This window comes from Streptomyces sp. NPDC054794 (genome assembly GCF_053611585.1).
In genome coordinates, this window is sequence record NZ_JBSHAQ010000044.1 from 48739 (window position 1) to 71816 (window position 23078).

Here is a 23078-nt window from a genome sequence, read left to right on the forward strand (position 1 = left end):
AAAAGAGCCGCCCCCCGATGACTTCGACATCCGATCCCCGCTCGCTGCGCACCGAGCTGGAGACCCTGACCACCGAAGCCTTCCGTCCCGAACTCGCCGGTATCGACCGGCTGCCCACCCTCGACATCGCGCGGCTCATGAACGGCGAGGACTCGGGCGTACCGGCCGCCGTGGCCGAGCGGCTCCCGCAGATCGCCGCCGCCGTGGACGCCGTCGCCGAGCGCATGGCACGCGGCGGCCGTCTCGTCTACGCCGGCGCGGGCACCGCCGGCCGGCTCGGCGTGCTGGACGCGTCCGAGTGCCCGCCCACCTTCAACACCGACCCCTCCCAGGTCGTCGGCCTGATCGCGGGCGGCCCGGAGGCGATGGTGACGTCCGTCGAGGGGGCGGAGGACTCCAAGGAGCTGGCCCGCGCGGACCTGGACGCGCTGAAGCTCGTCCCCGACGACACGGTGGTCGGCGTCTCGGCCTCCGGCCGCACCCCGTACGCCGTCGGGGCGGTCGAGCACGCCCGTGCCCTGGGCGCGTTGACGGTCGGCCTGGCCTGCAACAGGGACAGCGCGCTCGCGACCGCCGCCGACCACGGCATCGAGGTCGTCGTCGGCCCCGAGCTGCTCACCGGTTCGACGCGGCTGAAGGCGGGCACGGCGCAGAAGCTGGTCCTGAACATGCTGTCGACGATCACGATGATCCGCCTGGGCAAGACGTACGGGAACCTGATGGTCGACGTGCGCGCCTCGAACGACAAGCTCCGGGCCCGCTCCCGCCGGATCGTCGCCCTGGCCACCGGCGCCACGGACGAGGAGATCGAGACGGCCCTCACCGAGGCCGGCGGTGAGGTGAAGAACGCGATCCTGACCATCGTGGCCGGCGTCGACGGCCCGACGGCCGCCCGCCTTCTGGAGGAGTCCGGCGGTCATCTGCGTGCCGCGCTGGCCGTCGCGGGCGGCTGACGCGCACGCTCGGGGGGTGCGCAACGATCCCGCCTCCACCGCAGCCGCCGTCCTCGCCCAGGTCGGCGGCCCCGCGAACGTCACCTCCGTGGCCCACTGCATGACCCGCCTGAGGCTGGGCGTCGCCGATCCGTCGGCGGTGGACGAGCAGGGGCTGCGGGGGTTGCCCGGGGTGCTCGGGGTGGTGGTGGACGGGGAATCGTCCCTCCAGGTGGTGCTGGGGCCGGGGGTGGTCGCCGAGGTCACGGCGGCCGTGTGGGCGCGGGTCGGCGAGCTGCCGGTGCCGGCTGCCGACCGGTCGGGTGAACGGCCGGCCGACACCACGGCCCGGCCCGTCGACACCGCCGCCCACTCGGGCGAGCCACCGATCGACAGCGCCGCCCAGGTGAAGGAGCTGCTCCAACGGCGCAACGCCACCCCCTTCAAGACCGCCCTGCGCCGGGTCGCCGCCGTCTTCGTGCCGCTCATCCCCGCCCTGATCGGCTGCGGCATCCTCGCCGGGGTCAACGGGCTGCTGGTGAACGCCGGATGGCTGCCGGCGCTGACCCCCGCCCTGGCCGCCGTCGCCTCCGCGTTCATGGCGCTGATCCCGGTGTTCGTCGGCTACAACACGGCGAAGGAGTTCGGCGGCACGCCGGTGCTGGGCGGGGCGGTGGCGGCCGTGGTCGTGTACCCGGGCGTGGCGAAGGTGACGGCGTTCGGGGTGCAGCTGGCCCCGGGCCAGGGCGGGGTGCTGGGCGCGCTCGCGGCGGCGCTGCTGGCGACGCGGGTGGAGAAGTGGTGCCGGGGCCGGGTGCCGGGCGCGCTGGACGTGCTGCTCACCCCGACCGTCACCGTCCTGGTCTCCGGCCTGGTCACGCTGTACGGCCTGATGTACGCGGCCGGCGTGGTCGCCACGGCGATCGGCACGGCCGCGAACTGGCTGCTGGCCACCACCGGAGCCGTCGCAGGACTGGTCCTCGGCGGCCTGTTCCTCCCCCTCGTCATGCTGGGCCTGCACCAGGCCCTGATCCCCATCCACACCACCCTCATCGAACAGCAGGGCTACACGGTCCTGCTTCCGCTGCTGGCCATGGCGGGCGCGGGCCAGGTGGGCGCGGCGCTGGCGGTGTACGTCCGTCTGCGCCACGACGTCTCCCTGCGCACGACGATCAGGTCCGCGCTCCCGGCCGGCCTGCTGGGCGTCGGCGAGCCGCTGATCTACGGCGTGTCCCTGCCGCTCGGCCGCCCGTTCGTGACGGCCTGCGCGGGCGGCGCGGCCGGCGGAGCCTTCGTCGGCTTCTTCGCGATGCTCGGCGACAAGGTCGGAGCGACGGCGATCGGCCCCTCGGGCTGGGCCCTGTTCCCCCTGCTGGCAGGAAACCGAAGCCCCGGGACGACGGCGGCCATCTACGGAGGCGGCCTGCTCACCGGCTACGTGGTGGGGTTCGTGGTGACATACCTCTTCGGCTTCACCCGCCGCCCTACCCCACCCGACCCGTCGGCCGCCCGTTAGGGTGCGGGCATGACGGGGCTCGGCACGGATGAGGACGGGGTGTCGGCCGCGGCTGCGGCTCGGGGAGGTCGTGCTGCGCGGGGCGCTGTTCGGGTTGTGTGCCGTGCCCGTGGTGTCGGTGCCGATGCTGTTCGTGAGCGATCACAGCGACCGTGTGGATTTCCTCGGCGGCGTGGGCATCCTGTCGCTGCTGTCCGCCGGGGTCTTCCTCTTCTTCGGACTGTTCTTCTGGTTGGTCTGCATGGGCGACATCCGGCGCTGCCGTGACTGGCGGACCGTGACGGGCCAGTCCAGTGCCCCCACCGTGGCCGCCCCGGTTCTCGCACGGCTCGGCACGCTCGTGCTCGTCCTGGGGCCCGCGGCGCTCGGCCTGAGCGACCTCGTCGACCAGGCCTCCTTCGACAGCTGGCTGTACGGCGACTGAGCCACGGGGCGGGAGTGGGAAGCTGGGGGGCATGAACCACGCCCAGCTCACCGCCCTCGGCCGGGCGCTCCGGCTGCTCGGGGAGCACGGGGAGGCCCTCACGGCCGATACCCCGGACGCCCGGCTGTACGAGATCAAGGCCGATCTGCGGCGCGCCCTCGACCTGCTGGACGAGAGCGTCGCGGCCGGCGCGCCCGCGACCCGCTGCCCCGAGCATCCGCACGGCCCCGTCGACGAGGACGCTCCCGATCTGTGTCTGCTCTGCGAGACCCGGCGCCGGGCCGCCCGGCGCTCGGAGTTCCAGGGCAGCAGGCCGACCGCCGCCGAACCGGTCGCCACCGGCCCCTCCCGTTACGGCGTCCGGGCCGACCGCCCCCAGCCCCAGCAGCGCTGGCTGCCCGAGGCCTGGAACGGGCGCGAGTGGCAGCTGTGCGGAACGCCCCGGCGGGACCGGCGTGAGGCCGAGGCGTATCTGGCCGCCCAGCGGCGCGGGTCCCGGCCCGCCATGGCCTACCGGCTCGTGCACGAGTTCAGCGACTACGAGGTACTGCGGATCTGGGGCACCCCGGTGCAGGTCGACATCGAGCCCATGGGCAACCTCTAGCCGAGCAACGGCAGGGCCGGGAAGTCGTACCCCTCCCACAGGAGTCTGCGGCGCTCCTGGGGGTAGGCCGTGACCGTAGGGGCCGTGTCGAGTATCCGCACCAGGCGGGCCTCGGTGTCGTACGCCGGCCAGCCCGGGTCTCCCGTCCGGGCGAAGGACGTCCAGGAGCGGCGGAAGAGGGCCGACAACTCCTCCGTCTCGGCCGATACGTCCGCCCCCGCGAAGAGCAGACCGCCCACGACCGCGTGGTAGGTGCCGAAGAGCAGGGCGATGTCCAGGGCGTGACAGGCGCCCAGTACGCCGCCGTTGCCCGGGGCCGGCAGGGTCAGTTCGTAGACGTGGGCGCTGCCACCGCCCGTCAGCTGGGCCTCGGCGAGATGCAGGGTCGGCATGGCGAACAGCCAGTCCGTCTGGACCTGTTCGAAGAGCTCGGACGGGGAGGCGGCCGGGATGGCCGCGCGGTAGGCCCGTTCGCCCGCCTCGCCTCCCGGGGCCAGCAGGCGCAGGGTCTGCGTCAGCCGGTCGTCGGTGATGCTGCCGAGCATGCCGCCCATGGCCATGAAGAGCCGGAACTCGTCGCGGTTGTGGCCGACCAGGAGGTCCACGTCCCGGGCCGCGCCCGCCGTAAGGGCCTGCCAGGGCGTGGCGGGCAGGACGTCACCGTCGACGACCGGGGCGAAGGGCGTGACCGTCGGCGCGGCCTGCCCCCAGCCGTCGATGCGGCCGGGCATCTTGGCGCTCAACGCCTGCCCGGCAAAGATCAGTTGCCGCGGATCGACGGTGGCCAGGTCCGCCGCCGTGGGCTTGAGGCCCGCCTCCGCCGCCAGCGCCGCCGCCATGTCCCGCGCCAGCTCGTCGGAGAAGAACGTGCCCGGCATGCTCTGCGCCACCGCCCGCCGGAACAGTCCGCGGGCCCTCGGCATCGCCAGCAGCGAGGCCACCGAGCCCGCTCCGGCCGACTCACCGAAGACGGTGACCTGTTCCGGGTCGCCGCCGAACTCCGCGATGTTCTCCCGCACCCACTCCAGGGCGGCCACCTGGTCGAGCAGGCCGCGGTTGGCGGGAGCGCCGTCCAGGTGGGTGAAACCCTCCACGCCCACCCGGTAGTTGAAGGTGACCACGACGACGTCGCCGTCCCGGGCGATGCGCCGGGCGTCGTAGGACGGCTGGCCCGCGTGGCCCATCTTGTAGGAGCCGCCGTAGATCCACACCATGACCGGGCGGCCGGCGGACCGGTCCGCCTCGGGCGTCCACACGTTCACGGTCAGCCAGTCGTCGTCCGCGGGACCGCCGGTCGCCGCGACCGCATTGCCCTGGACGCCCAGGTCCTGCGGAGGCGGCGGCCCGAACGCGTACGCCTCCCGGGTCCCGGACCAGGGCCGGGCCGGGCGCGGGGCCTGGAACCGGGCCTCGCCGACGGGGGGTTCGGCGAAGGGGATGCCCCGGAACACCGCCAGGGAGTCCTCGTGGCGGCCGCGCACCGCGCCGGTGGCGGTGCGCACCACGGGTCCGGCGGTCTGCGCCCGGTTCTGTGACTCGCTCGTCGTCATGCTCGCTCCTCACTGGTCGTCAGGAGAACGGACGGGAACGATCACGAGTGCCCGGCGGACCGAGCCGGTTCAGCTGAGGGTCTGCAGCGCGGCCGCGTCGTACGGCTTCAGCTCGTCGAAGCGGTCGGTGAGCACCTTCGCCGCCCACTCGGGGTCCTGGAGCAGCGCGCGGCCGACGGCGACCATGTCGAACTCCTCGGCCTCCAGCCGGTCCAGCAGGTTGTCGATGCCCTTGACCGCGGAGCCCTCGCCCTGGAAGGCGCCCAGGAACTCGCTGTCGAGGCCGACCGAGCCGACGGAGATGACCGGCTTTCCGGTGATCTTCTTCGTCCAGCCGGCGAGGTTCAGGTCGGCGCCGTCGAACTCGGGCAGCCAGTAGCGGCGGGTGGAGGCGTGGAAGGCGTCGACGCCGGCGGCGGCCAGCGGCGCGAGGATCGCCTCCAGTTCCTCGGGGGTCTCGGCGAGGCGGGCCGCGTAGTCCTGCTGCTTCCACTGCGAGTAGCGGAAGAGGACCGGGAAGTCCGGGGACACCCGCTCGCGGACCGCCGCGACGATCTCCGCCGCGAACTTGGTGCGGGCCACCGGGTCGCCGCCGTAGGCGTCGGTACGGCGGTTGGTGCCCGCCCACAGGAACTGGTCGAGGAGGTAGCCGTGGGCGCCGTGCAGCTCGACGCCGTCGAAGCCGATGCGCTCGGCGTCGGCCGCGGCCTGCGCGAACGCGGCGACGACGTCGTCCAGGTCCTGCTGGGTCATGGCCTTGCCGGTGGGCTCGGCACCCTCGGTGACCAGGCCGGACGGGCCGACGGCGGGGGCGTCCGCGAACGGCGGCTGGCCCTGCTTGCGGACCATGCCGATGTGCCACAGCTGGGGCACGATCGTGCCGCCCGCCGCGTGCACGGCGTCGGCGACCTTCGCCCAGCCGGCCAGCTGCTCCTCGCCGTGGAACCGGGGCACCCGGTCGCTCTGCCCGGCCGATTCGTGCCCGACGTACGTCCCCTCGGTGACGATGAGCCCGACACCGGCGGCTGCGCGGCGCGCGTAGTACGACAGCACGTCCTCGCCGGGGATACCGCCCGGGGAGAACATCCGCGTCATCGGGGCCATCGCGATCCGGTTGGGCACCGTCAGCCCGTTGATCGAGAGGGGCCGCGAGAGAATCCGGGCCGCGCGGGAGGCGGGGGGCGTCGTGAGGGTCACGTGGGGGCTCCTGATGGGACTCGGCTGACCGATGGGTATGTGCATACGCATTGTTGCACCTACTAAAACAATCACGGGCCCGGGTCTCCCCATTCCGCCCCGGGCCCTTCCTGCCGGTGACCCCGGACACACCCGAAGCGTCAGGACGGCTCGGCCGCCGGGCGCGAACGGGCGTCCCGGTTCAGCCGCCGCACCCTTTCCCGCAGCACCTCGCCCGGTGGCGCGGGCCCCACCGAGTCCGGCGGGACGGAGCGGGTGCGCACACGGCGATGGAGGGTGCCCTGAAGCTGATGGAATTCGAGGACGCCCCTCCGCTGGTCTACTTCGAGGGGGTGCGCACCGGACGGCTGGAGGACGACCCTGTCACGGTCGCCCAACTGAGGTTCACGTTCGATCTCCTCGTGGCCTCCGCGCTCTCGCGGGAGAAGTCCCTGGCCCTGATCGAGGCACTGGCGCAGGATTACGCCCATGAGGAACATCCGCGATGACGACCTGAGCGCGGTCGTATGGCACAAGTCGAGCTACAGCGGTGGTGGCGGCGACTGCCTTGAAGTCGCCGACGGCCACCCCACCCTCATCCCCGTCCGCGACTCCAAGAACCCCGGCGGTCCGAAGCTCCTGTTCCGGACGGGAGCCTGGTCGGCATTCGTCGAGGAGTTGAAGCGAGCCTAGTGTTCAAGTGACCGTTGGGGCCGCCCGCCTCTTGGCCAGTGTCGTGCTTCCGCGGCCCGCCTCAAGGGCGCTACGCGTCGCCTTCGGCGATGGGCCTCCGGCCCACCCTTGACCCGGGCCGCTCCAGCACGGGTGAGAAGCGAGCGGGCGGCCCGGAAAGACGGGTGGCCAAGCGGGGTTTGCGGTGTGGGCTGAGCTGCGTTCGCCCCCGGCGTTGACGGACGCGACCGCACTTCACATGCACGCCGGGCCGACTTGGCGGCTTGCCGCCGGTGGGCGCGTGGCGCGGAGGCCCGACGGAACACATGGGGCCGACTTGGCGGCGATCGGCTGGTGGGTGGGCGCGCGGGCCCGGCGGAACACATGGGGCCAGCTCGGCGACGATCGGCTAGTGGGTGGGCGCGCGGGCCCGGCGGAACACATGGGGCCAGCTCGGCGACGATCGGCTAGTGGGTGGGCGCGCGGGCCCGCTGGGGGCACGCCAGGAAAGCGTGGCGGCTTGCGCCCGGCGGGTGCGTGGCGCGGGGGCCCGACGCGACACGGGAGGCCGACTTGGCGGCGATCGGCTGGTGGGTGGGCGCGCGGGCCCGCTGGGGGCACGCCAGGAAAGCGTGGCGACTTGCGCCCGGCGGGTGCGTGGCGCGACCCGGCGGAACACATGGGGCCGGCTCGGCGGCGATCGGGTAGTGGGTGGGCGCGCCGGCCAGCTGGGGGCACGCCAGGAAAGCACGGCGGCTTGCGCCCGGCGGGTGCGTGGCGCGACCCGGCGGAACACATGGGGCCGGCTTGGCGGCGATCGGCTGGTGGGTGGGCGCCCGGGCCGGCTGGGGGCACGCCAGGAAAGCGTGGCGGCTTGCGGACGCGGGTGGGGTGGGTGTGGAGCGCGGGCGCGCCTCCCACACAGGGGCCGCGAGCTGCGCCCCGACGGGAGCGGGTGAGGTGACGTGTGCAGGGTCGGACGGCAGGCCCCTTCCCGGCCGCCCGGGGTGCCTTGGGCAGTGTTTGGAAGGTTTCGGACACCCCATGGCCCCATCAGCCCTGGATGTTGCGGTCCCGGCTGTCCGAAAACTTCCACTTGGTTCTCGCGCCGTGGCCGATGGGACCGATGAGGGCAATGGGACGAGCGAAGCGTGCCGTCGAGCGCACACCACCGGGACGGCGGCCCCTCCCCCGCAAGCCGCCAAACCCACGCGGCGTGCCTCCACCCAGCCGACGCGCGCCCCCACCCCCCACCGGACGCTCGCCGCCAAGCCCACCCGGCGCTGCTGACGGGCCGACGCGCCACCGCCCCACCGGCCGACCGCCGCCAAGCCCACCCGGCGTGCAGGCGAGACGTGACCGCGCCCGTCAACGCCGGACGCGAACGCAGCCGACGGATGATCGTGAACCCTGCCTGGCCACCCGTCTTTCCCGGCCGCCCGCTCGCTTCTCAACCGGGCTGGAGTGGCCTGAGTCAAGGGTCGGCCGTAGGCCGATCGCCGAAGGCGACTCGGGACGCGGAAGCACGACACTGGCCAGGAAGCGGGCGGCCCCCACGGCAACCACTCCAACAGGCGTAAGAGAAACCCGGCCCGGGCCCCGACCCCCTCCCGCCCGACCGAGTTCGCCGCCGGAAAACGCCCGAGGGCGGCACCCCCCGTTCTCACAGGAGGTGCCGCCCTCGGTCAGGACGGTCGATCAACCAGAGGTCGATCAGAAGTCCATGTCACCGCCCGGCATGCCGCCGCCGGCCGGGGCCGCGGCCTTCTCCGGCTTGTCGGCGATGACGGCCTCGGTGGTGAGGAACAGCGCGGCGATGGAAGCGGCGTTCTGCAGCGCGGAACGGGTCACCTTCGCCGGGTCGATGATGCCTTCCTTGACCAGGTCGACGTACTCGCCGGTGGCGGCGTTCAGGCCGTGACCCGGGGTCAGGTTGCGCACCTTCTCCACCACGACGCCGCCTTCGAGGCCGGCGTTGACGGCGATCTGCTTCAGCGGGGCCTCGAGGGCGAGCTTGACGGCGGCCGCACCGGTCGCCTCGTCACCCTCCAGCTCCAGCTTCTCGAAGACGTTGGTGGTCTGCAGCAGGGCCACGCCACCACCGGCGACGATGCCCTCCTCGACGGCCGCCTTGGCGTTGCGCACGGCGTCCTCGATGCGGTGCTTGCGCTCCTTGAGCTCCACCTCGGTGGCGGCACCGGCCTTGATGACCGCGACGCCGCCGGCGAGCTTGGCCAGGCGCTCCTGCAGCTTCTCGCGGTCGTAGTCGGAGTCGCTGTTCTCGATCTCGGCGCGGATCTGGTTCACGCGACCGGCGACCTGGTCGGCGGAGCCGGCACCGTCGACGATGGTGGTCTCGTCCTTGGTGATGACGACCTTGCGGGCGCGGCCCAGGAGGTCCAGGGTCGCGTTCTCCAGCTTGAGGCCGACCTCCTCGGAGATGACCTCGCCGCCCGTGAGGATGGCGATGTCGCCGAGCATGGCCTTGCGGCGGTCACCGAAGCCCGGGGCCTTGACGGCGACGGACTTGAAGGTGCCGCGGATCTTGTTGACGACCAGGGTCGACAGGGCCTCGCCCTCGACGTCCTCGGCGATGATCAGCAGCGGCTTGCCCGACTGCATGACCTTCTCCAGGAGCGGGAGCAGGTCCTTGACGGAGCCGATCTTGGAGTTGGCGATCAGGATGTACGGGTCGTCGAGCGACGCCTCCATCCGCTCCATGTCGGTGGCGAAGTACGCCGAGATGTAGCCCTTGTCGAAGCGCATACCCTCGGTGAGCTCCAGCTCCAGACCGAAGGTCTGGGACTCCTCGACGGTGATGACGCCTTCCTTGCCGACCTTGTCCATGGCCTCGGCGATGAGCTCGCCGATCTGGGTGTCGGCGGCGGAGATGGAGGCCGTGGAAGCGATCTGCTCCTTGGTCTCGACATCCTTGGCCTGCTCCAGCAGGGCGGCGGAGACGGCCTCGACGGCCTTCTCGATACCGCGCTTGAGGGCCATCGGGTTGGCGCCGGCGGCGACGTTGCGCAGGCCCTCGCGGACCAGCGCCTGGGCGAGCACGGTCGCGGTGGTCGTACCGTCACCGGCGACGTCGTCCGTCTTCTTGGCGACTTCCTTGACCAGCTCGGCGCCGATCTTCTCGTACGGGTCCTCGAGCTCGATCTCCTTGGCGATGGAGACACCATCGTTGGTGATCGTGGGGGCGCCCCACTTCTTCTCGAGGACGACGTTGCGGCCCTTGGGGCCGAGCGTCACCTTCACGGCGTCCGCGAGCTGGTTCATGCCGCGCTCGAGGCCGCGCCGCGCCTCCTCGTCGAACGCGATGATCTTGGCCATGTGAAGTGGTCCCTCCAGGACTGGGGGTGATTCTTCGGACCGCGCCCGCGCCCGCGACGGACGGCTCGCAAGCCCCGTGGTTCCTTGCCCCACTTGGCCTGCGGGCCTCACCGACCCGGTCCTTCGTTGTCACTCTCACCTTCAGAGTGCTAACGCCAATGATTAGCACTCGGGCATGCCGAGTGCAAGCGCCTCCGGGGGATCAGCCTGGGGCGAACAGGACGAAGGGCCCGCACCCCCCGAGGGGTGCGGGCCCTTCGCGCTAAGAACGTTCAGGCGGTGACGCGAACCATGTCGGCCTGCGGGCCCTTCTGGCCCTGCGAGATCTCGAACTCGACCCGCTGGCCCTCTTCCAGGGTGCGGTAGCCGTCCATCTGAATCGCGCTGTAGTGGACGAAGACGTCCGCACCACCGTCGACCGCGATGAAGCCGTACCCCTTCTCCGCGTTGAACCACTTGACGGTGCCCTGAGCCATGCCTAACTCCCCTATTACTGGCCCTTGCACAGATCCACACTTCGTGGATCCGGGTCAGACCTCACCCCCCGGTTGGTTGGGGGCGTGCGCCGGAACGCGTCGACCGCGGCTGAATGTATCTGTCCAACTGCCGTCTGCAACAGGTCAATCGGACGAGAATTCTGGACGTGCCCGGTCCGGAATGTGGCGAGAATTCGCCTGAATTCAGGGCAAGTCGGGCCCTACAAAGGGGATATACGCCGCGAATAGGCCGCGCACTTTGGCTACTTCTTGTCGGGCGTGCGACATCAATCCGGGGCTCGTGACCCGGGGATCGGCGACGAGTTCCCCAACTGTACCGCGATCAACCACACTGAATTGCCCCCTCCGCTTCTCTCACGGAGGGGGCAATCAGATGAACAATCGGTAACTGAAGTTACCCAAGGTAATGATCAGCCGCCCGCGACGGCCGGAATGATCGAGACACCCGCGCCGTCCGGGGTGGCCGTCTCCAGGCCCTGCTCGAAGCGGACGTCGTCGTCGTTGACGTACACGTTCACGAAGCGGCGCAGCTTGCCCTGGTCGTCCAGGACCCGGGCGGCGATGCCCGTGTGGTTCTTCTCCAGGCTCTCGATGACCTCGGCGAGGGTCGCGCCCTCGGCCGTCACCTCGGCCTGACCGCCGGTGTAGGTGCGCAGGATGGTGGGGATGCGGACGGTCACGCTCATGCGAGGCCAGCCTCTCGGAAGGAGTCCAGGTTCGGGCGGATGGTGGCGGTCAGGCCGGTGCCGGCCACCGCGTCGAGGGTCTTGAGGCCGTCGCCGGTGTTCAGGACGACGGTGGTGAGAGCCGGGTCGAGGACCCCGTTCTCGATGAGCTTCTTCGTCACGCCCACCGTCACACCGCCCGCCGTCTCGGCGAAGATGCCCTCGGTGCGGGCCAGCAGCTTGATGGCGTCCACGACCTGTTCGTCCGTCACGTCCTCCACGGCACCACCGGTGCGGCGCGCGATGTCGAGGACGTACGGGCCGTCGGCCGGGTTGCCGATGGCGAGGGACTTGGCGATGGTGTTCGGCTTCTGCGGGCGGACGACGTCGTGGCCGGCCTTGAAGGCGGTGGACACCGGGGAGCAGCCCTCGGCCTGCGCACCGAAGATCCGGTACGGCCGGTCCTCGACCAGACCGAGCTTGATCAGCTCCTGCAGACCCTTGTCGATCTTCGTGAGCTGGGAGCCGGAGGCGATCGGGACCACGATCTGGTCGGGCAGCCGCCAGCCGAGCTGCTCGCAGATCTCGTACGCCAGGGTCTTGGAGCCCTCCGCGTAGTACGGCCGCAGGTTGACGTTGACGAAGCCCCAGCCCTCGCCGGCCGGGTCGCCGATCAGCTCGGAGCAGAAGCGGTTCACGTCGTCGTAGTTGCCCTCGATGCCGACGAGTTCGCCGCCGTAGATCGCGGCCATGACGACCTTGCCCTGCTCCAGGTCGTGCGGGATGAACACACAGGAGCGCAGGCCTGCGCGGGCGGCCGCGGCGCCGACGGCACCGGCCAGGTTGCCGGTCGAGGAGCAGGACAGGGTGGTGAAGCCGAAGGCGCGAGCCGCCTCCAGCGCCTGGGCGACCACCCGGTCCTTGAAGGAGTGCGTCGGGTTGCCGGAGTCGTCCTTCACGTACAACCCGCCGGTCACGCCGAGCTCCGCGGCCAGGTGATCGGCCTTGACGAGCTTGGTCCAGCCGGGGTTCAGGTTGGGCTTGTCGGCCACGTCCGCGGGGACGGGCAGCAGCGGCGCGTAGCGCCAGATGTTCGCGGGTCCCGCTTCGATGCGCCCTCGGAGTTCCTCGGTGTCGTAGGCCGAGAAGTCGTACGCGATCTCCAGCGGGCCGAAACACTCCTCGCAGGCGAACACGGGTCCGAGGGGTACTCGGTGACCACACTCGCGGCAGCTCAGGGCGGCGGCGGGACCGAGGTCGACGCTGCGATCGGTGGTGGTGGCAACAGTCTGCACAGCCATGTGAGGCGAGGCCCTTTCTCCTCATCTTCCTCACGACGCATCTCGCCGTGAGACGGATTTGGCACCTTCCCTAGCCGGGAGCCTCGCTGCACGTGTCAGGAGAACCGACTGGAGGGTTGCCGGGGCTTCATCGGGCCGTTTCCCTCTGCCCCTCTGGATGAGCTGTATGTGGTTGTAAATGCCCACGACCCTCGACATGCGATGGTCATCGGCGTTGTTCAAGACTGTAACCGAAGGCCAGGACAGTTGAGATAGTCGTCCGAACCGCGAGACAACGTGAGGAGCCGCTGACTGTGCTGGAAGAAGTCGAGCGCTGGCTGGCCACCCGCTCCTGGTCCGTGACCGACCGCCCCCTCCACCAGATACTCGCCGCCAAGCAGCGTACGGGTCAGTCGGTCTCCGTCGTGCTGCCCGCGCTGAACGAGGAGGAGACGGTCGGCGACATCGTCGCCGTGATCCGTCACGACCTCATGAGGCAGGTGCCGCTCGTCGACGAGCTCGTCGTCGTGGACTCCGGGTCCACCGACCGCACCTCCGCGGTGGCCGCCGCCGCGGGCGCCCGGGTCGTCCACCGCGACGACATCCTGCCGCGCCTGCCGGCCGTCCCCGGCAAGGGTGAGGTGCTGTGGCGCTCCCTGCTGGTCACCGGCGGGGACATCCTCTGCTTCATCGACGCCGATCTGAGGGAGTTCTCCTCCGACTTCGTCTCCGGGATCGTCGGCCCGCTGCTCACCGAGCCGGACGTCGACCTCGTCAAGGGCATGTACGACCGCCCGCTGGCGGGGGCGGCGGGCCAGGGCGGCCGGGTCACCGAACTGATGGCCCGCCCGCTGCTGAACATGCACTGGCCCCAGCTGGCCGGATTCGTGCAGCCGCTGGGCGGCGAGTACGCGGCCCGCCGCTCGCTGCTGGAACAGCTGCCGTTCCCGGTCGGGTACGGCGTCGAGCTGGGCATGCTGGTCGACGCCCTGCACCTGGTGGGCCTGGACGCGCTCGCCCAGGTCGACGTGGGAGTGCGCAAGCACCGGCACCAGGACGGGCAGGCGCTGGGCCGGATGGCCGCCGCGATCTACCGCACCGCGCAGCTGAGGCTGGCCCGCGGGCACCTCGTGCGCCCCTCCCTCACCCAGTTCGAACGGGGCGAGGACGGCTTCGAGCCACGCACCTACTCGGTGGACACGGAGGAGCGGCCGCCCATGGTGGAGATCGCGGAGTACGCCGCACGCCGGGTGGCCTGAGCCCGGTCGAGAACGGCTGTATACGGCCCCCTGGACGGGTGGACCGTACGTTTGAGCGTTTCCGCGCCGGGCTAGGTTGAGGCGTATGGCTTCCACGCACAGTGCTGAGGTGCTGGTCGCGTCCAATCGCGGCCCGGTTTCGTACGAGGTACGCCCGGACAGCACGGCGGGCGCGCTGCACGCCAAGCGGGGTGGCGGCGGGCTGGTCTCGGGGCTGTCGGCCATCGGGCCGCACACCGACGCGGTGTGGGTGTGCGCCGCGCTGAGCGACGCCGACCGGGAGGCGGTGCGCCGCTCGCACGGCGGGCGGCGGCTGTCCGCGGACGCGACCGGCGGCCAGCAGGTGCGGATGCTGGACATCGACGCGACGGTGTTCGCCGACGCGTACAACGGCGTCGCCAACTCCGTGCTCTGGTTCGTCCACCACATGCTCTACCAGACCCCGCTGGAGCCGGTCTTCGACGCGGAGTTCCGGCGCCAGTGGGCGTCGTACGAGGCCTACAACCGGGCCTTCGCCGAGGCGCTGGCGGAAGAGGCCGCTCAGGGTGCCGCGGTGGTGATCCAGGACTACCACCTCGCCCTCGCCCCCCGGATGCTCCGGCAGCTCCGGCCCGATCTGCGGATCGGCCACTTCTCGCACACCCCGTGGGCCCCGCCGGACTACTTCCGTCTCCTGCCCGACGACATCGCGGCCGAGCTGCTCGGCGGCATCCTCGGCGCCGACCGCGCGGCCTTCCTCACCCGGCGCTGGGCGGACGCGTTCACCGACTGCTGTCACGCGGTGCTCGGCCCCGGGATCCCGTCCGGCACGCGCATCGGCGTGCACGGGCTCGGCGCGGACGCGGACTTCCTGCGCAAGCGGGCGCACGAGCCGGACGTGGCCGAGCGGATGACCGCGCTGCGCGCGGAGATCGGCGAGGGCCGCAAAACGATCGTCCGGGTGGACCGCACCGAGCTGTCGAAGAACATCGTGCGCGGGCTGCTGGCGTACCGGCAGCTGCTGGAGGACCGTCCCGAGTGGCGCGAACGGGTCGTGCACGTGGCCTTCGCCTACCCCTCCCGGCAGGACCTGGCCGTCTACCGCGACTACACGGCTCAGGTGCAACGCGTCGCCGAGGAGATCAACTCGCGGTACGGGACGCCGGGTTGGACCCCGGTCGTGCTGCACGTCAAGGACGACTTCGCGCGCTCCCTGGCCGCCTACCGGCTGGCGGACGTGGCCCTGGTGAACCCGATCCGGGACGGTATGAACCTGGTCGCCAAGGAGATCCCGGTCGTCTCCGACGAGGGCTGCGCGCTGGTGCTGTCCCGGGAGGCCGGGGCGTACGAGGAGCTGGGCGAGGACGCGCTGACGGTGAACCCGTACGACATCGGGGGCACGGCGAGCGCGCTGCACCGGGCGCTGACCATGCCCCTCGACGAGCGGGCGGAGCGGACCAAGCGGCTGGCCGCCGCGGCCACCGCGCTGCCGCCGACCCAGTGGTTCCTGGACCAGCTGCACGCGCTGGACCCCGATCAGTCCAGGTGAGCCGCCAGCGTCCGCAGCAGGCGTACGACCCCTTGCGGACCGTCCACCACCAGGTCCGCCCGTTCGGCCAGTTCCGACACCTCGGAGCTGCCGCTGCACACCAGCAGACCGGGGACGCCGTCGGAGCGGAGCTTGTCCACGGCGGCGAAGGCGGGGAGGTCGCCCAGGTCGTCGCCGGCGTACACCACCGACTCGGCGCCGATCCGGCGGACGTGCTCCAACAGGGCGACGCCCTTGTCCATGCCGGGCGGGCGCAGTTCCAGGACCATCCGGCCCGGTTCGACGATCAGGCCGTGCCGGGTGGCGAGCTCGGCGAGGGGTTCGCGCAGGGCCTCGAAGGCGGCCTGCGGATCGTCGGCGCGGCGGGTGTGGACGGCCACGGCTCGCCCTTTCTCCTCGATCCAGGTGCCGTGCCAGGCGCCGATCCGGTCGAGGAATCCGGGCAGCTCGGCGCGGACGGCCGCGACGCCGGGGTGCGGGGGCGGGGCGCTGACCTCTCCGCTCGCGGCCTCCCAGCGTTCGGCGCCGTAGTGGCCGAGGACGACGAGGTGCTCCAGCCCGGGTACGCCGGCGAAGCCGCCGTGCCGCACGGCGACCCCGGCCGGGCGGCCGGTGACCACGGCCACGGAGGCCACCTTCGGGGCGAGGAGAGCGAGCGCCGGTACGGCCTCGGGGTGGGCCCGGGCCTGTTCGGGGTCGGCCACGATCGGGGCGAGCGTGCCGTCGAAGTCGAGGCCGATCACGGCGGTGCGAGGCCGGGCGAGCAGGGCCGCAAGTCCTTCGCGGCCGGCCGGGGTGGTCGGTGTCGGCAGCGGGTCCATGGGGTCGGTCGAGTCCGTCGTATGGGTGCCCATGGGGCGACCCTATCCAGGGGACGGTGGGTTCACCCATGGGGCAACGGGGGCGCACCGCGGCGCGGCGCGCGCCCGCACGGCCGGGAGTCTCAGCGCTCCGAGCGCCGCTGGTCCCGCACCCGCCGCAGCCGGTTGACGGTCACCGGGTCGTGGGCGAGTGCCCGGGCGTCGTCCAGCAGGGCGTTGAGCAGCTGGTAGTAGCGGACGGGGGCCAGGCCCAGTTCCTCGCGTATCGCCCGCTCCTTGGCGCCGGGGCCCGGAAAGCCCCGGCGTTCCAGCGCGAGGATGGACCGCTCGCGCGAGTCCAGGTCGTCCTGTTCCATGCCCGCACGTTATCCCCCGCGACCGACAGCCGGCTCAGCTCGCGTTGCGGCTGTCCGCGGTCGTCGCCTCTGCCTGCAGGCGGCTGAGGATGCCGGTCGGGCTGCCGCCGGGAGCGACGACCTGGCCGATGCTCTTCTTGACGTCGGCGCTGACCGCGGCCCAGGAGGTCTTGCCGACGGGGTAGAGCGCGGAGGTGGGCAGCTGCTCCAGGAAGGGGTGGAGGTCCTCGTCCCGGGCGGACTGGGCCATGGTGTCGGAGGCCGAGCTGGTGACCGGCAGCAGTCCGTACTGACGGGAGAAGTCGAGGACGTTCTTGTCGGTGTAGACGAAGTCGAGGAAGTCGCCGACCTGGTCGGCGTGGCCGTGCTGTTTGAAGGCCATCATCCAGTCGGCGACGCCCATCGAGGACCTGGACACCCCGGTCCGCCCGGGCATCGGCACCATGCCGAACCGCACGCCCTTCTTGGCGGCCTGCTTCATCAGCGTCGGGTGCCCGTTGAGCATGCCGACCCGGCCGTCGGCGAAGGCGGCGAACGCGTCGGCGCGGTTGAGCTCGCCCGGCGCGACGGGCCCGGTCAGGCCCTTGCCGACCAGCTCGTCCTTGAGCCAGGTGAAGGTGTCCACGTTCTGCGCGGAGTTGATGGTGTAGGTGCCGACGTCGTCGGTGTAGCCGTTGCCGCCGCTGAGCAGCCACTGCATCGTCTCCGCCTGCGCCTCCTCGGGGCCGAGCGGCAGCGCGTACGGGTACTTCACGCCGTCGCCCTTGAGCGCCTCGGCGTCGGCCGCGAGCTCGCTCCAGGTGGTGGGCGGGGTGGTGATGCCGGCCTTGGCGAAGAGGGTCTTGTTGTAGAAGAGGACGCGCGTGGACGCGGCGAACGGGATGCCGTACTGGATGTGGTTCCACTCGCCGGCCTCGGAGAGCTGGGAGAGGAAGCCCGCCTGCGTGGGGATGGAGAGCAGGTCGGAGACCGGGTAGAGCTTGTCCGCGGCCGCGTAGTCGGCGTACGCGCCGATCTGCGCCATGTCGGGCGCGTCGCCGGCGTCCACCATCTCCTTGACCTTGCGGTCGACGTCCTTCCAGGAGTAGACGCTGACGTCGATCTTCACGCCGGAGTGCTTGGCCTCGTAGGCCTTGGCCAGCTGCTCCCAGTACTCCTTGGAGCTGTTCGTCGGCGAGTCGCCGTAGTCGGCGGCCACCAGTCTGAGGGTCACGTCCGAGGATCCCGTGCTCCCACAACCGCCGAGAACCGCCGTCATGCCCAGTGCGGACACCACCGCGATCATTCCTGCCCTACGCCGACGCACTACTACGAACCAACCCTGCTGTCTCGCTGTTCAATATGTGGACCCATAAGGTCTACACCACGTAAGTGGACTAGACCTCTTGCGGGTCGCAGGTCCACACTGTTCCCGTGAGACATGTCATCGCCCTCGACGTGGGCGGCACCGGGATGAAGGCCGCCCTGGTCGGGGACGGCGGCGAGCTGCTGCACCGGGCCCGCCGGGCGACCGGGCGCGAGCGCGGCCCCGGCGCGGTGGTCGAGGGCATCCTGGACTTCGCCGCCGAGCTGCGCGCGTACGGCGCCGAGCGCTTCGGCGAACCCGCGGTCGCCGCCGGCGTCGCCGTCCCCGGCATCGTCGACGAGCGGCGCGGCATCGCCGTCTACGCGGCCAACCTGGGCTGGCGCGACGTGCCCCTGCGCGACCTGCTGGAAAAGCGCCTGGGCAGCCCGGTCGCGCTCGGCCACGACGTGCGCACCGGCGGGCTCGCCGAGGGCCGGATCGGCGCGGGCAAGGGCGCGGACCGGTTCCTGTTCGTGCCCCTGGGCACCGGGATCGCGGGCGCCATCGGGCTGGACGGCCGGGTGGAGGCGGGGGCGCACGGCTTCGCGGGCGAGATCGGGCACATCGTCGTCCGGCCGGGCGGGACCTCGTGCCCGTGCGGGCAGCGCGGCTGTCTGGAGCGGTACGCCTCGGCGTCGGCGGTGAGCGAGGCCTGGGCCGCCGCCTGCGGGGACTTGGACGCGGACGCCTCCGACTGTGCGAAGGCCGTCGCGTCCGGCGATCCGAACGCCGTCCGCGTCTGGCAGGAAGCGGTCGACGCCCTCGCCGACGGGCTGGTCACCGCGCTCACCCTGCTGGACCCGCGCACGCTGATCATCGGTGGCGGGCTGGCCGAGGCGGGGGAAACCTTGTTCACACCGCTGCGGGAGGCCGTCCGGCAACGCGTCACCTTCCAGAAGCTGCCTTCCGTCGTCCCCGCGGCCCTCGGGGACACCGCCGGCTGCCTGGGCGCGGGGCTCCTCGCCCGGGATCTCCTCGAAACCACTGACCCTTCGGAGGTAACCGCCTGATGGCCCCCAGCTTGGTTCTCGCCGGCGCCCGGGTGGTGCTGCCCACCGGGATCGTGAACGACGGCCGTGTGATCGTCGAGGGCACGCGGATCGCGGGCGCGGCGCCCCCGGACGCGCGGGTCGTCGACGTGGGCGGGCACTGGCTGGTCCCCGGATTCGTCGACATCCACAATCACGGCGGCGGCGGCGCGTCCTTCTCCGGCACGGTCGACGAGGTCCTGACGGCCGTCCGCACCCACCGGCTGCACGGCACGACCACGCTGGTCGCCTCCACCGTCACCGACGACATGGACTTCCTCGTCAAGCAGGCCGGTCTCCTGTCGGAGCTGGCCGAGCAGGGCGATCTCGCCGGGATCCACTTCGAGGGGCCGTTCATCTCGCCGTGCCGCAAGGGCGCGCACTCCGAGGACCTGCTGCGCGACCCGGACCCCGCGGAGGTGCGCAAGCTGATCGACGCGGGGCGCGGGAAGGCCAGGATGGTCACCCTCGCCACCGAACTGCCGGGCGGTCTCGACTCGGTGCGGCTGCTGGCGGACCACGGGGTCATCGCCGCCGTCGGGCACACCGACGCGACGTACGAGCAGACGGTCGAGGCGATCGACGCGGGCGCCACGGTGGCCACCCACCTCTTCAACGCCATGCCCGCCCTCGGCCACCGCTCCCCCGGCCCGGTCGCCGCCCTCCTGGAGGACGAGCGGGTCACCGTCGAGCTGATCAACGACGGCACGCATCTGCACCCGGCCGCGCTGGAGCTGGCCTTCCGTCACGCGGGCGCGCGGCGGGTCGCGTTCATCACCGACGCGATGGACGCGGCCGGGATCGGCGACGGCCGCTACATGCTCGGCCCGCTGGAGGTCGAGGTCGCCGAGGGGGTGGCGCGGCTGGTGCACGGCGGCTCGATCGCGGGCTCGACACTGACGCTGGACCGCGCCTTCCAGCGGGCGGTGACCGTCGACGGGCTGCCGGTGGAGGACGTGGTCGCGGCCCTGTCCGCCAACCCGGCCCGGCTGCTGGGCATGGCCAACCGCGTGGGCTCGCTGGAGCCCGGCAAGGACGCCGATCTGGTCCTGCTGGACGACGGCTTCGCCGTCAAGGGCGTGATGCGCCAGGGCGCATGGGTGGTCGCTCCCCAACTGCCCTGATCCGTCCCCCGTACAGCGCGCACATCGAGACGGTGGCCGACCCCGCGGTCTGGGCCGGTCGCCGTCTCTTTGGCATGATCGGGCCCCGGAACGGACAGGCAGGCGCACACACTTCGAGGGAGGTCGGCCCGGGTGATCCTCACGGTCACGCTGAACACCGCTCTCGACATCACCTATCGCGTACGGTCCCTGCGGCCCCACGCGACCCATCGGGTCTCGGACGTCTTCGAGCGGCCGGGCGGCAAGGGTCTCAACGTGGCGCGGGTCCTCGCCGCCCTCGGGCACCGGGTGACGGTCACCGGGTTCGCGGGCGGCGGCACCGGTCTCGCGGTGCGGGACGGGCTCGCGGACCTGCGCGGCGTGGTGGACGCGCTGGTCCCGGTCGCCGGGGCCACCCGGCGCACCATCGCCGTCGTCGACGAGCTGAGCGGCGACACCACCCAGCTGAACGAGCCGGGACCGCAGGTCGCCCCGGCCGAGTGGACCGCCTTCCAGGACGCGTACGGAGAACTGCTGCGCGGGGCTTCGGCGGTGGCGCTGTGCGGCAGCCTGCCGCCGGGGGTGCCGGTGGGCGCGTACGCGGGACTGATACGGACCGCGCGGACCGCGGGCGTGCCCGTGCTGCTGGACACCAGCGGAGAACCGCTGCGCCGCGGGGTCGCCGCCCGCCCCGACATCGTCAAGCCGAACGCCGAGGAGCTGGCCGAACTCACCGGCTCCCACGAGCCGTTGCGCGCCACCCAGGACGCCCGGCGCCGGGGCGCCCATGCGGTGGTGGCTTCCCTGGGCGCCGAGGGCCTGCTCGCCCACACCCCGGAGGGCCGCTGGCGCGCCGCCCCGCCCGCCCGCGTCCTCGGCAACCCGACCGGCGCCGGCGACTCGGCGGTGGCGGGCCTGCTGTCGGGCCTGGTGGAGCACCTGCCCTGGCCGGAACGCCTGGCCCGCGCGGTCGCCCTGTCGGCGGCGACGGTACGGGCGCCGGCGGCGGGCGAGTTCGACCGGGCGACGTACGACGAGCTGGTGGGACGGGTCTCGGTGACGGGTGAGGTCGGCGCGGCCCAGCGGTCGCCCCGACCCGCTTGATGTCCCGCCGGATGCTTGATTTCCCGCCTAATAGGGGGAGGTCGCGTTGTTCTCGGCCCAGAGCCTCTCGGTCTCGGAACCTCCAGGCGGCGGTACGAGCCCGTTGATCATCCAGAGGTCCTCGCTGGTCTCGTCGACGCTGAACTCCCAGTGCAGCCCGGCGTCCCGTTCGAGGTAGGGCTGCAGGATGCGCTTGACCCACTGGGCGGTCCGGCGCCGGCTCTCCTGGTCGGGGTTGTGGCGCGCGATGTGGTCGATGGTGATGCGGACCCCGGCCGGGGTGGGCTCCCCGCCGACGTACATGTTCTCGGGCCGGATCTCGTGGAACAGCGTGACCACGTAGAACCGGGGCAGCCCGATCTCCTCGTAGTGGTCGGTGATGCGGGAGGCGAGTCGCTGCTTCTCCTCGTCGGTGAAGGTTCCGGGCGTGTGGTGAACGGTCCACAGGGGCATGACGGCGGTACTCCTCGATCGGGTGGCGGGGGTCGGATGACGGGTCAGCGGGCGGTCGGGAAGGTCAGGCGCTCCACGGGGCCGGACAGCGCCGCCTTGGTGGTGACGGTGACGTCGTCGGTGAGCACCTCCGTGGCCCCGGCCTCCAGGCCGTCCACGATCCGCGCGGCCACCTCGGCCGGGGTCGCCTTGGGCAGGTTCATGGCCGAGACCATCTCGGTGTCGATGAACCCCGCGTGCACGCCGACGACCTGGGTCTTCTGGCCCGCCAGTTCGACTCGGAGCGAGTTCGTGAGGGACCACGCCGCGGCCTTGGACGCCCCGTAGGCGCCGCTGCCGGCCAGCCAGGACAGCACGGAGTGCATGTTCACCAGCGCGCCCCCGCCGTTCGCGGCCAGGATCGGCGCGAAGGCCCGTGCCACCCGCAGCGGCCCGAAGACGTTGACGTCGAACGTCGTGCGGGCGTCCTCGAAGTCACCCGTCAGCAGCGGGGCCGGCAGCAGGATCCCGGCGTTGTTGAACACGATGTCGACGTCGGTGGCGACCTCCGCGAGGGCGGCGACGGACGCCTCCGAGCGGACCTCCAGCTCGGCGCTCACCACCTGCGGCCGGTCGTCGGTGTACGCCGAGCGGGCGGTCGAGTACACCTTGCGCGCCCCGCGTGCCAGCAGCTCGTCCACCAGTGCCGCGCCGAGTCCCCGCCGGCCCCCGGTGACCATGACCACCTTGTCTGCTACCGCAACCATGGCAGCTCCCATCTGAGTAACGAGTTCGTTAGTGAGATGGAAGCATGAGCCCGCTGACTAACGCAAGCGTTAGCTACACTGGCGGCATGGCGATGAATTTCGAGGAACGGCTGCGCGACCGGGATCCGTGGCCGATCGGCGACGAGTGCTCGGCGGGGCGGGTGCTGGAACTGCTCAGCACCAGGACGGCGTTCCTGGTGGTCCGCGAGTGCTTCTACGGCACGACCAGGTTCGACGACTTCGTGGCGCGGATCGGAGCCTCGGCACCCGCGGTGTCCCGGGCACTCGCCCAGCTGAAGGCCGCGCGGATCGTCGCGCCCGTCCCCTACCGGGAGCCGGGCAGCCGGGCACGCGAGGAGTACCGGCTCACCGAGGCCGGCGAGGAACTGCTGCCGGTGCTCCTGTCGCTGATGCAGTGGGGCGACACGCATCTGCAGGAAGGCCGCCCGCCCCTGTCCTTCGTCGAGGCCGACACCGGCCGTCCCATACGGGTCCGCGTCACCGCCGACCCGGCGCCGCAGACGCCGTCCGACGCCATCGAGATCCGGCTGAACCCCGACTGCCGGTCACCGCTGGCAGCCGCGGTCGGCGCGGCCCAGGAGGCGCGCGAGGCCTCCCGCCCGGGTGATCCGTCGGACGGGTGAGCATGACACAAGGGCCTCCCGCGCGGCTCGTGGTCGTCG

22 protein-coding genes, 1 pseudogene and 1 riboswitch are annotated in these 23078 nt (G+C 71.9%); of the genes and pseudogenes, 12 read left to right on the top strand and 11 right to left on the bottom strand.

Annotation, left to right across the window (positions count from 1 at the left end; genetic code table 11):
* The first annotated feature begins 17 nt into the window (after positions 1-17).
* The 4 genes from murQ to ACWGKT_RS35205 are packed head-to-tail and all read left to right on the top strand — an operon-like array spanning position 18 to position 3476.
* Entirely contained in the window at positions 18-953 is a 936-nt protein-coding gene (murQ, locus tag ACWGKT_RS35190; RefSeq protein ID WP_453276842.1) for an N-acetylmuramic acid 6-phosphate etherase, read from the top strand.
* A 16-nt stretch (positions 954-969) separates the two neighbouring features.
* Positions 970-2448, top strand: coding sequence for a PTS transporter subunit EIIC (locus ACWGKT_RS35195; RefSeq protein WP_356151123.1), 1479 nt, complete (start codon positions 970-972; stop codon positions 2446-2448).
* A 28-nt stretch (positions 2449-2476) separates the two neighbouring features.
* Positions 2477-2872 (top strand): DUF6336 family protein, encoded by a 396-nt coding sequence (locus ACWGKT_RS35200; protein WP_453276843.1) that lies wholly within the window; start codon positions 2477-2479, stop codon positions 2870-2872.
* 31 nt (positions 2873-2903) lie between these two features.
* Positions 2904-3476 carry a hypothetical protein gene (locus ACWGKT_RS35205; protein WP_453276844.1) on the top strand — a complete coding sequence of 191 codons (573 nt, stop codon included), beginning with the start codon at positions 2904-2906 and terminating at the stop codon, positions 3474-3476.
* On the opposite strand, the gene ACWGKT_RS35210 is transcribed toward ACWGKT_RS35205, so the two are convergent.
* Both ACWGKT_RS35210 and ACWGKT_RS35215 read right to left on the bottom strand, forming a co-directional pair.
* On the bottom strand, positions 3473-5026 hold the full coding sequence (locus ACWGKT_RS35210) for a carboxylesterase/lipase family protein (RefSeq protein ID WP_453276845.1): 1554 nt from the start codon (positions 5024-5026) through the stop codon (positions 3473-3475). The genes ACWGKT_RS35205 and ACWGKT_RS35210 overlap by 4 nt on opposite strands.
* A 69-nt stretch (positions 5027-5095) precedes the next feature.
* Entirely contained in the window at positions 5096-6223 is a 1128-nt protein-coding gene (locus tag ACWGKT_RS35215) for an NADH:flavin oxidoreductase (protein WP_453276846.1), read from the bottom strand.
* 245 nt (positions 6224-6468) lie between these two features.
* On the opposite strand from ACWGKT_RS35215, the pseudogene ACWGKT_RS35220 reads away from it, so the two are divergent.
* Both ACWGKT_RS35220 and ACWGKT_RS35225 read left to right on the top strand, forming a co-directional pair.
* Positions 6469-6711: pseudogene (locus ACWGKT_RS35220) on the top strand (Scr1 family TA system antitoxin-like transcriptional regulator); the annotation flags it as partial.
* Positions 6692-6895: a DUF397 domain-containing protein gene (locus tag ACWGKT_RS35225; protein WP_453276847.1), complete on the top strand. Its 204-nt coding sequence runs from the start codon at positions 6692-6694 to the stop codon at positions 6893-6895. The pseudogene ACWGKT_RS35220 and the gene ACWGKT_RS35225, both read left to right, overlap by 20 nt.
* A 1692-nt stretch (positions 6896-8587) precedes the next feature.
* Here ACWGKT_RS35225 and groL read toward each other — a convergent pair.
* The 4 genes from groL to thrC all read right to left on the bottom strand — a co-directional run bounded on the left by groL (position 8588) and on the right by thrC (position 12673).
* A complete protein-coding gene (gene groL / locus ACWGKT_RS35230) occupies positions 8588-10210 on the bottom strand; it encodes a chaperonin GroEL (protein ID WP_356151133.1) in 1623 nt (540 codons plus the stop codon).
* Between the two features lie 272 nt (positions 10211-10482).
* Complete coding sequence (locus tag ACWGKT_RS35235; protein ID WP_004986573.1) at positions 10483-10686, bottom strand: cold-shock protein; 204 nt, start codon at positions 10684-10686, stop codon at positions 10483-10485.
* A gap of 431 nt (positions 10687-11117) precedes the next feature.
* Entirely contained in the window at positions 11118-11393 is a 276-nt protein-coding gene (locus ACWGKT_RS35240) for a ubiquitin-like small modifier protein 1 (RefSeq protein WP_235455898.1), read from the bottom strand.
* On the bottom strand, positions 11390-12673 hold the full coding sequence (thrC, locus tag ACWGKT_RS35245; protein ID WP_356151136.1) for a threonine synthase: 1284 nt from the start codon (positions 12671-12673) through the stop codon (positions 11390-11392). The genes ACWGKT_RS35240 and thrC overlap by 4 nt, the downstream gene beginning before the upstream one ends.
* An 18-nt stretch (positions 12674-12691) precedes the next feature.
* A riboswitch (SAM riboswitch) is annotated at positions 12692-12837 on the bottom strand.
* A gap of 129 nt (positions 12838-12966) precedes the next feature.
* On the opposite strand from thrC, the gene ACWGKT_RS35250 reads away from it, so the two are divergent.
* Entirely contained in the window at positions 12967-13911 is a 945-nt protein-coding gene (locus ACWGKT_RS35250) for a glucosyl-3-phosphoglycerate synthase (protein WP_453276848.1), read from the top strand.
* 85 nt (positions 13912-13996) lie between these two features.
* Positions 13997-15439, top strand: coding sequence for an alpha,alpha-trehalose-phosphate synthase (UDP-forming) (locus tag ACWGKT_RS35255; RefSeq protein ID WP_453276849.1), 1443 nt, complete (start codon positions 13997-13999; stop codon positions 15437-15439).
* Here the strand turns inward: ACWGKT_RS35255 and otsB are convergent.
* The 3 genes from otsB to ACWGKT_RS35270 all read right to left on the bottom strand — a co-directional run bounded on the left by otsB (position 15427) and on the right by ACWGKT_RS35270 (position 17901).
* On the bottom strand, positions 15427-16293 hold the full coding sequence (gene otsB, locus ACWGKT_RS35260) for a trehalose-phosphatase (RefSeq protein WP_453276850.1): 867 nt from the start codon (positions 16291-16293) through the stop codon (positions 15427-15429). The genes ACWGKT_RS35255 and otsB overlap by 13 nt on opposite strands.
* A gap of 89 nt (positions 16294-16382) precedes the next feature.
* Positions 16383-16616, bottom strand: coding sequence for a DUF3263 domain-containing protein (locus ACWGKT_RS35265; protein WP_356151144.1), 234 nt, complete (start codon positions 16614-16616; stop codon positions 16383-16385).
* A gap of 34 nt (positions 16617-16650) precedes the next feature.
* Complete coding sequence (locus ACWGKT_RS35270; RefSeq protein WP_453276851.1) at positions 16651-17901, bottom strand: extracellular solute-binding protein; 1251 nt, start codon at positions 17899-17901, stop codon at positions 16651-16653.
* Between the two features lie 128 nt (positions 17902-18029).
* Between ACWGKT_RS35270 and ACWGKT_RS35275 the strand changes: the two genes are divergently transcribed.
* From ACWGKT_RS35275 to ACWGKT_RS35285, 3 genes are all read left to right on the top strand, one after another.
* Entirely contained in the window at positions 18030-18971 is a 942-nt protein-coding gene (locus ACWGKT_RS35275) for an ROK family protein (protein WP_453276852.1), read from the top strand.
* Positions 18971-20113, top strand: coding sequence for an N-acetylglucosamine-6-phosphate deacetylase (nagA, locus tag ACWGKT_RS35280; protein ID WP_453276853.1), 1143 nt, complete (start codon positions 18971-18973; stop codon positions 20111-20113). Before ACWGKT_RS35275 ends, nagA begins: the two co-directional genes overlap by 1 nt.
* 132 nt (positions 20114-20245) lie before the next feature.
* Positions 20246-21196: a 1-phosphofructokinase family hexose kinase gene (locus tag ACWGKT_RS35285; RefSeq protein ID WP_453276854.1), complete on the top strand. Its 951-nt coding sequence runs from the start codon at positions 20246-20248 to the stop codon at positions 21194-21196.
* A gap of 27 nt (positions 21197-21223) precedes the next feature.
* Here ACWGKT_RS35285 and ACWGKT_RS35290 read toward each other — a convergent pair whose 3' ends face one another.
* Positions 21224-21649 (bottom strand): tautomerase family protein, encoded by a 426-nt coding sequence (locus ACWGKT_RS35290; protein ID WP_453276855.1) that lies wholly within the window; start codon positions 21647-21649, stop codon positions 21224-21226.
* A gap of 44 nt (positions 21650-21693) precedes the next feature.
* Complete coding sequence (locus ACWGKT_RS35295) at positions 21694-22395, bottom strand: SDR family oxidoreductase (RefSeq protein WP_453276856.1); 702 nt, start codon at positions 22393-22395, stop codon at positions 21694-21696.
* A gap of 86 nt (positions 22396-22481) precedes the next feature.
* Here ACWGKT_RS35295 and ACWGKT_RS35300 point away from each other — a divergent pair, with 86 nt between their 5' ends.
* Positions 22482-23039 carry a winged helix-turn-helix transcriptional regulator gene (locus tag ACWGKT_RS35300; RefSeq protein ID WP_453276857.1) on the top strand — a complete coding sequence of 186 codons (558 nt, stop codon included), beginning with the start codon at positions 22482-22484 and terminating at the stop codon, positions 23037-23039.
* Positions 23040-23078: the final 39 nt, after the last annotated feature.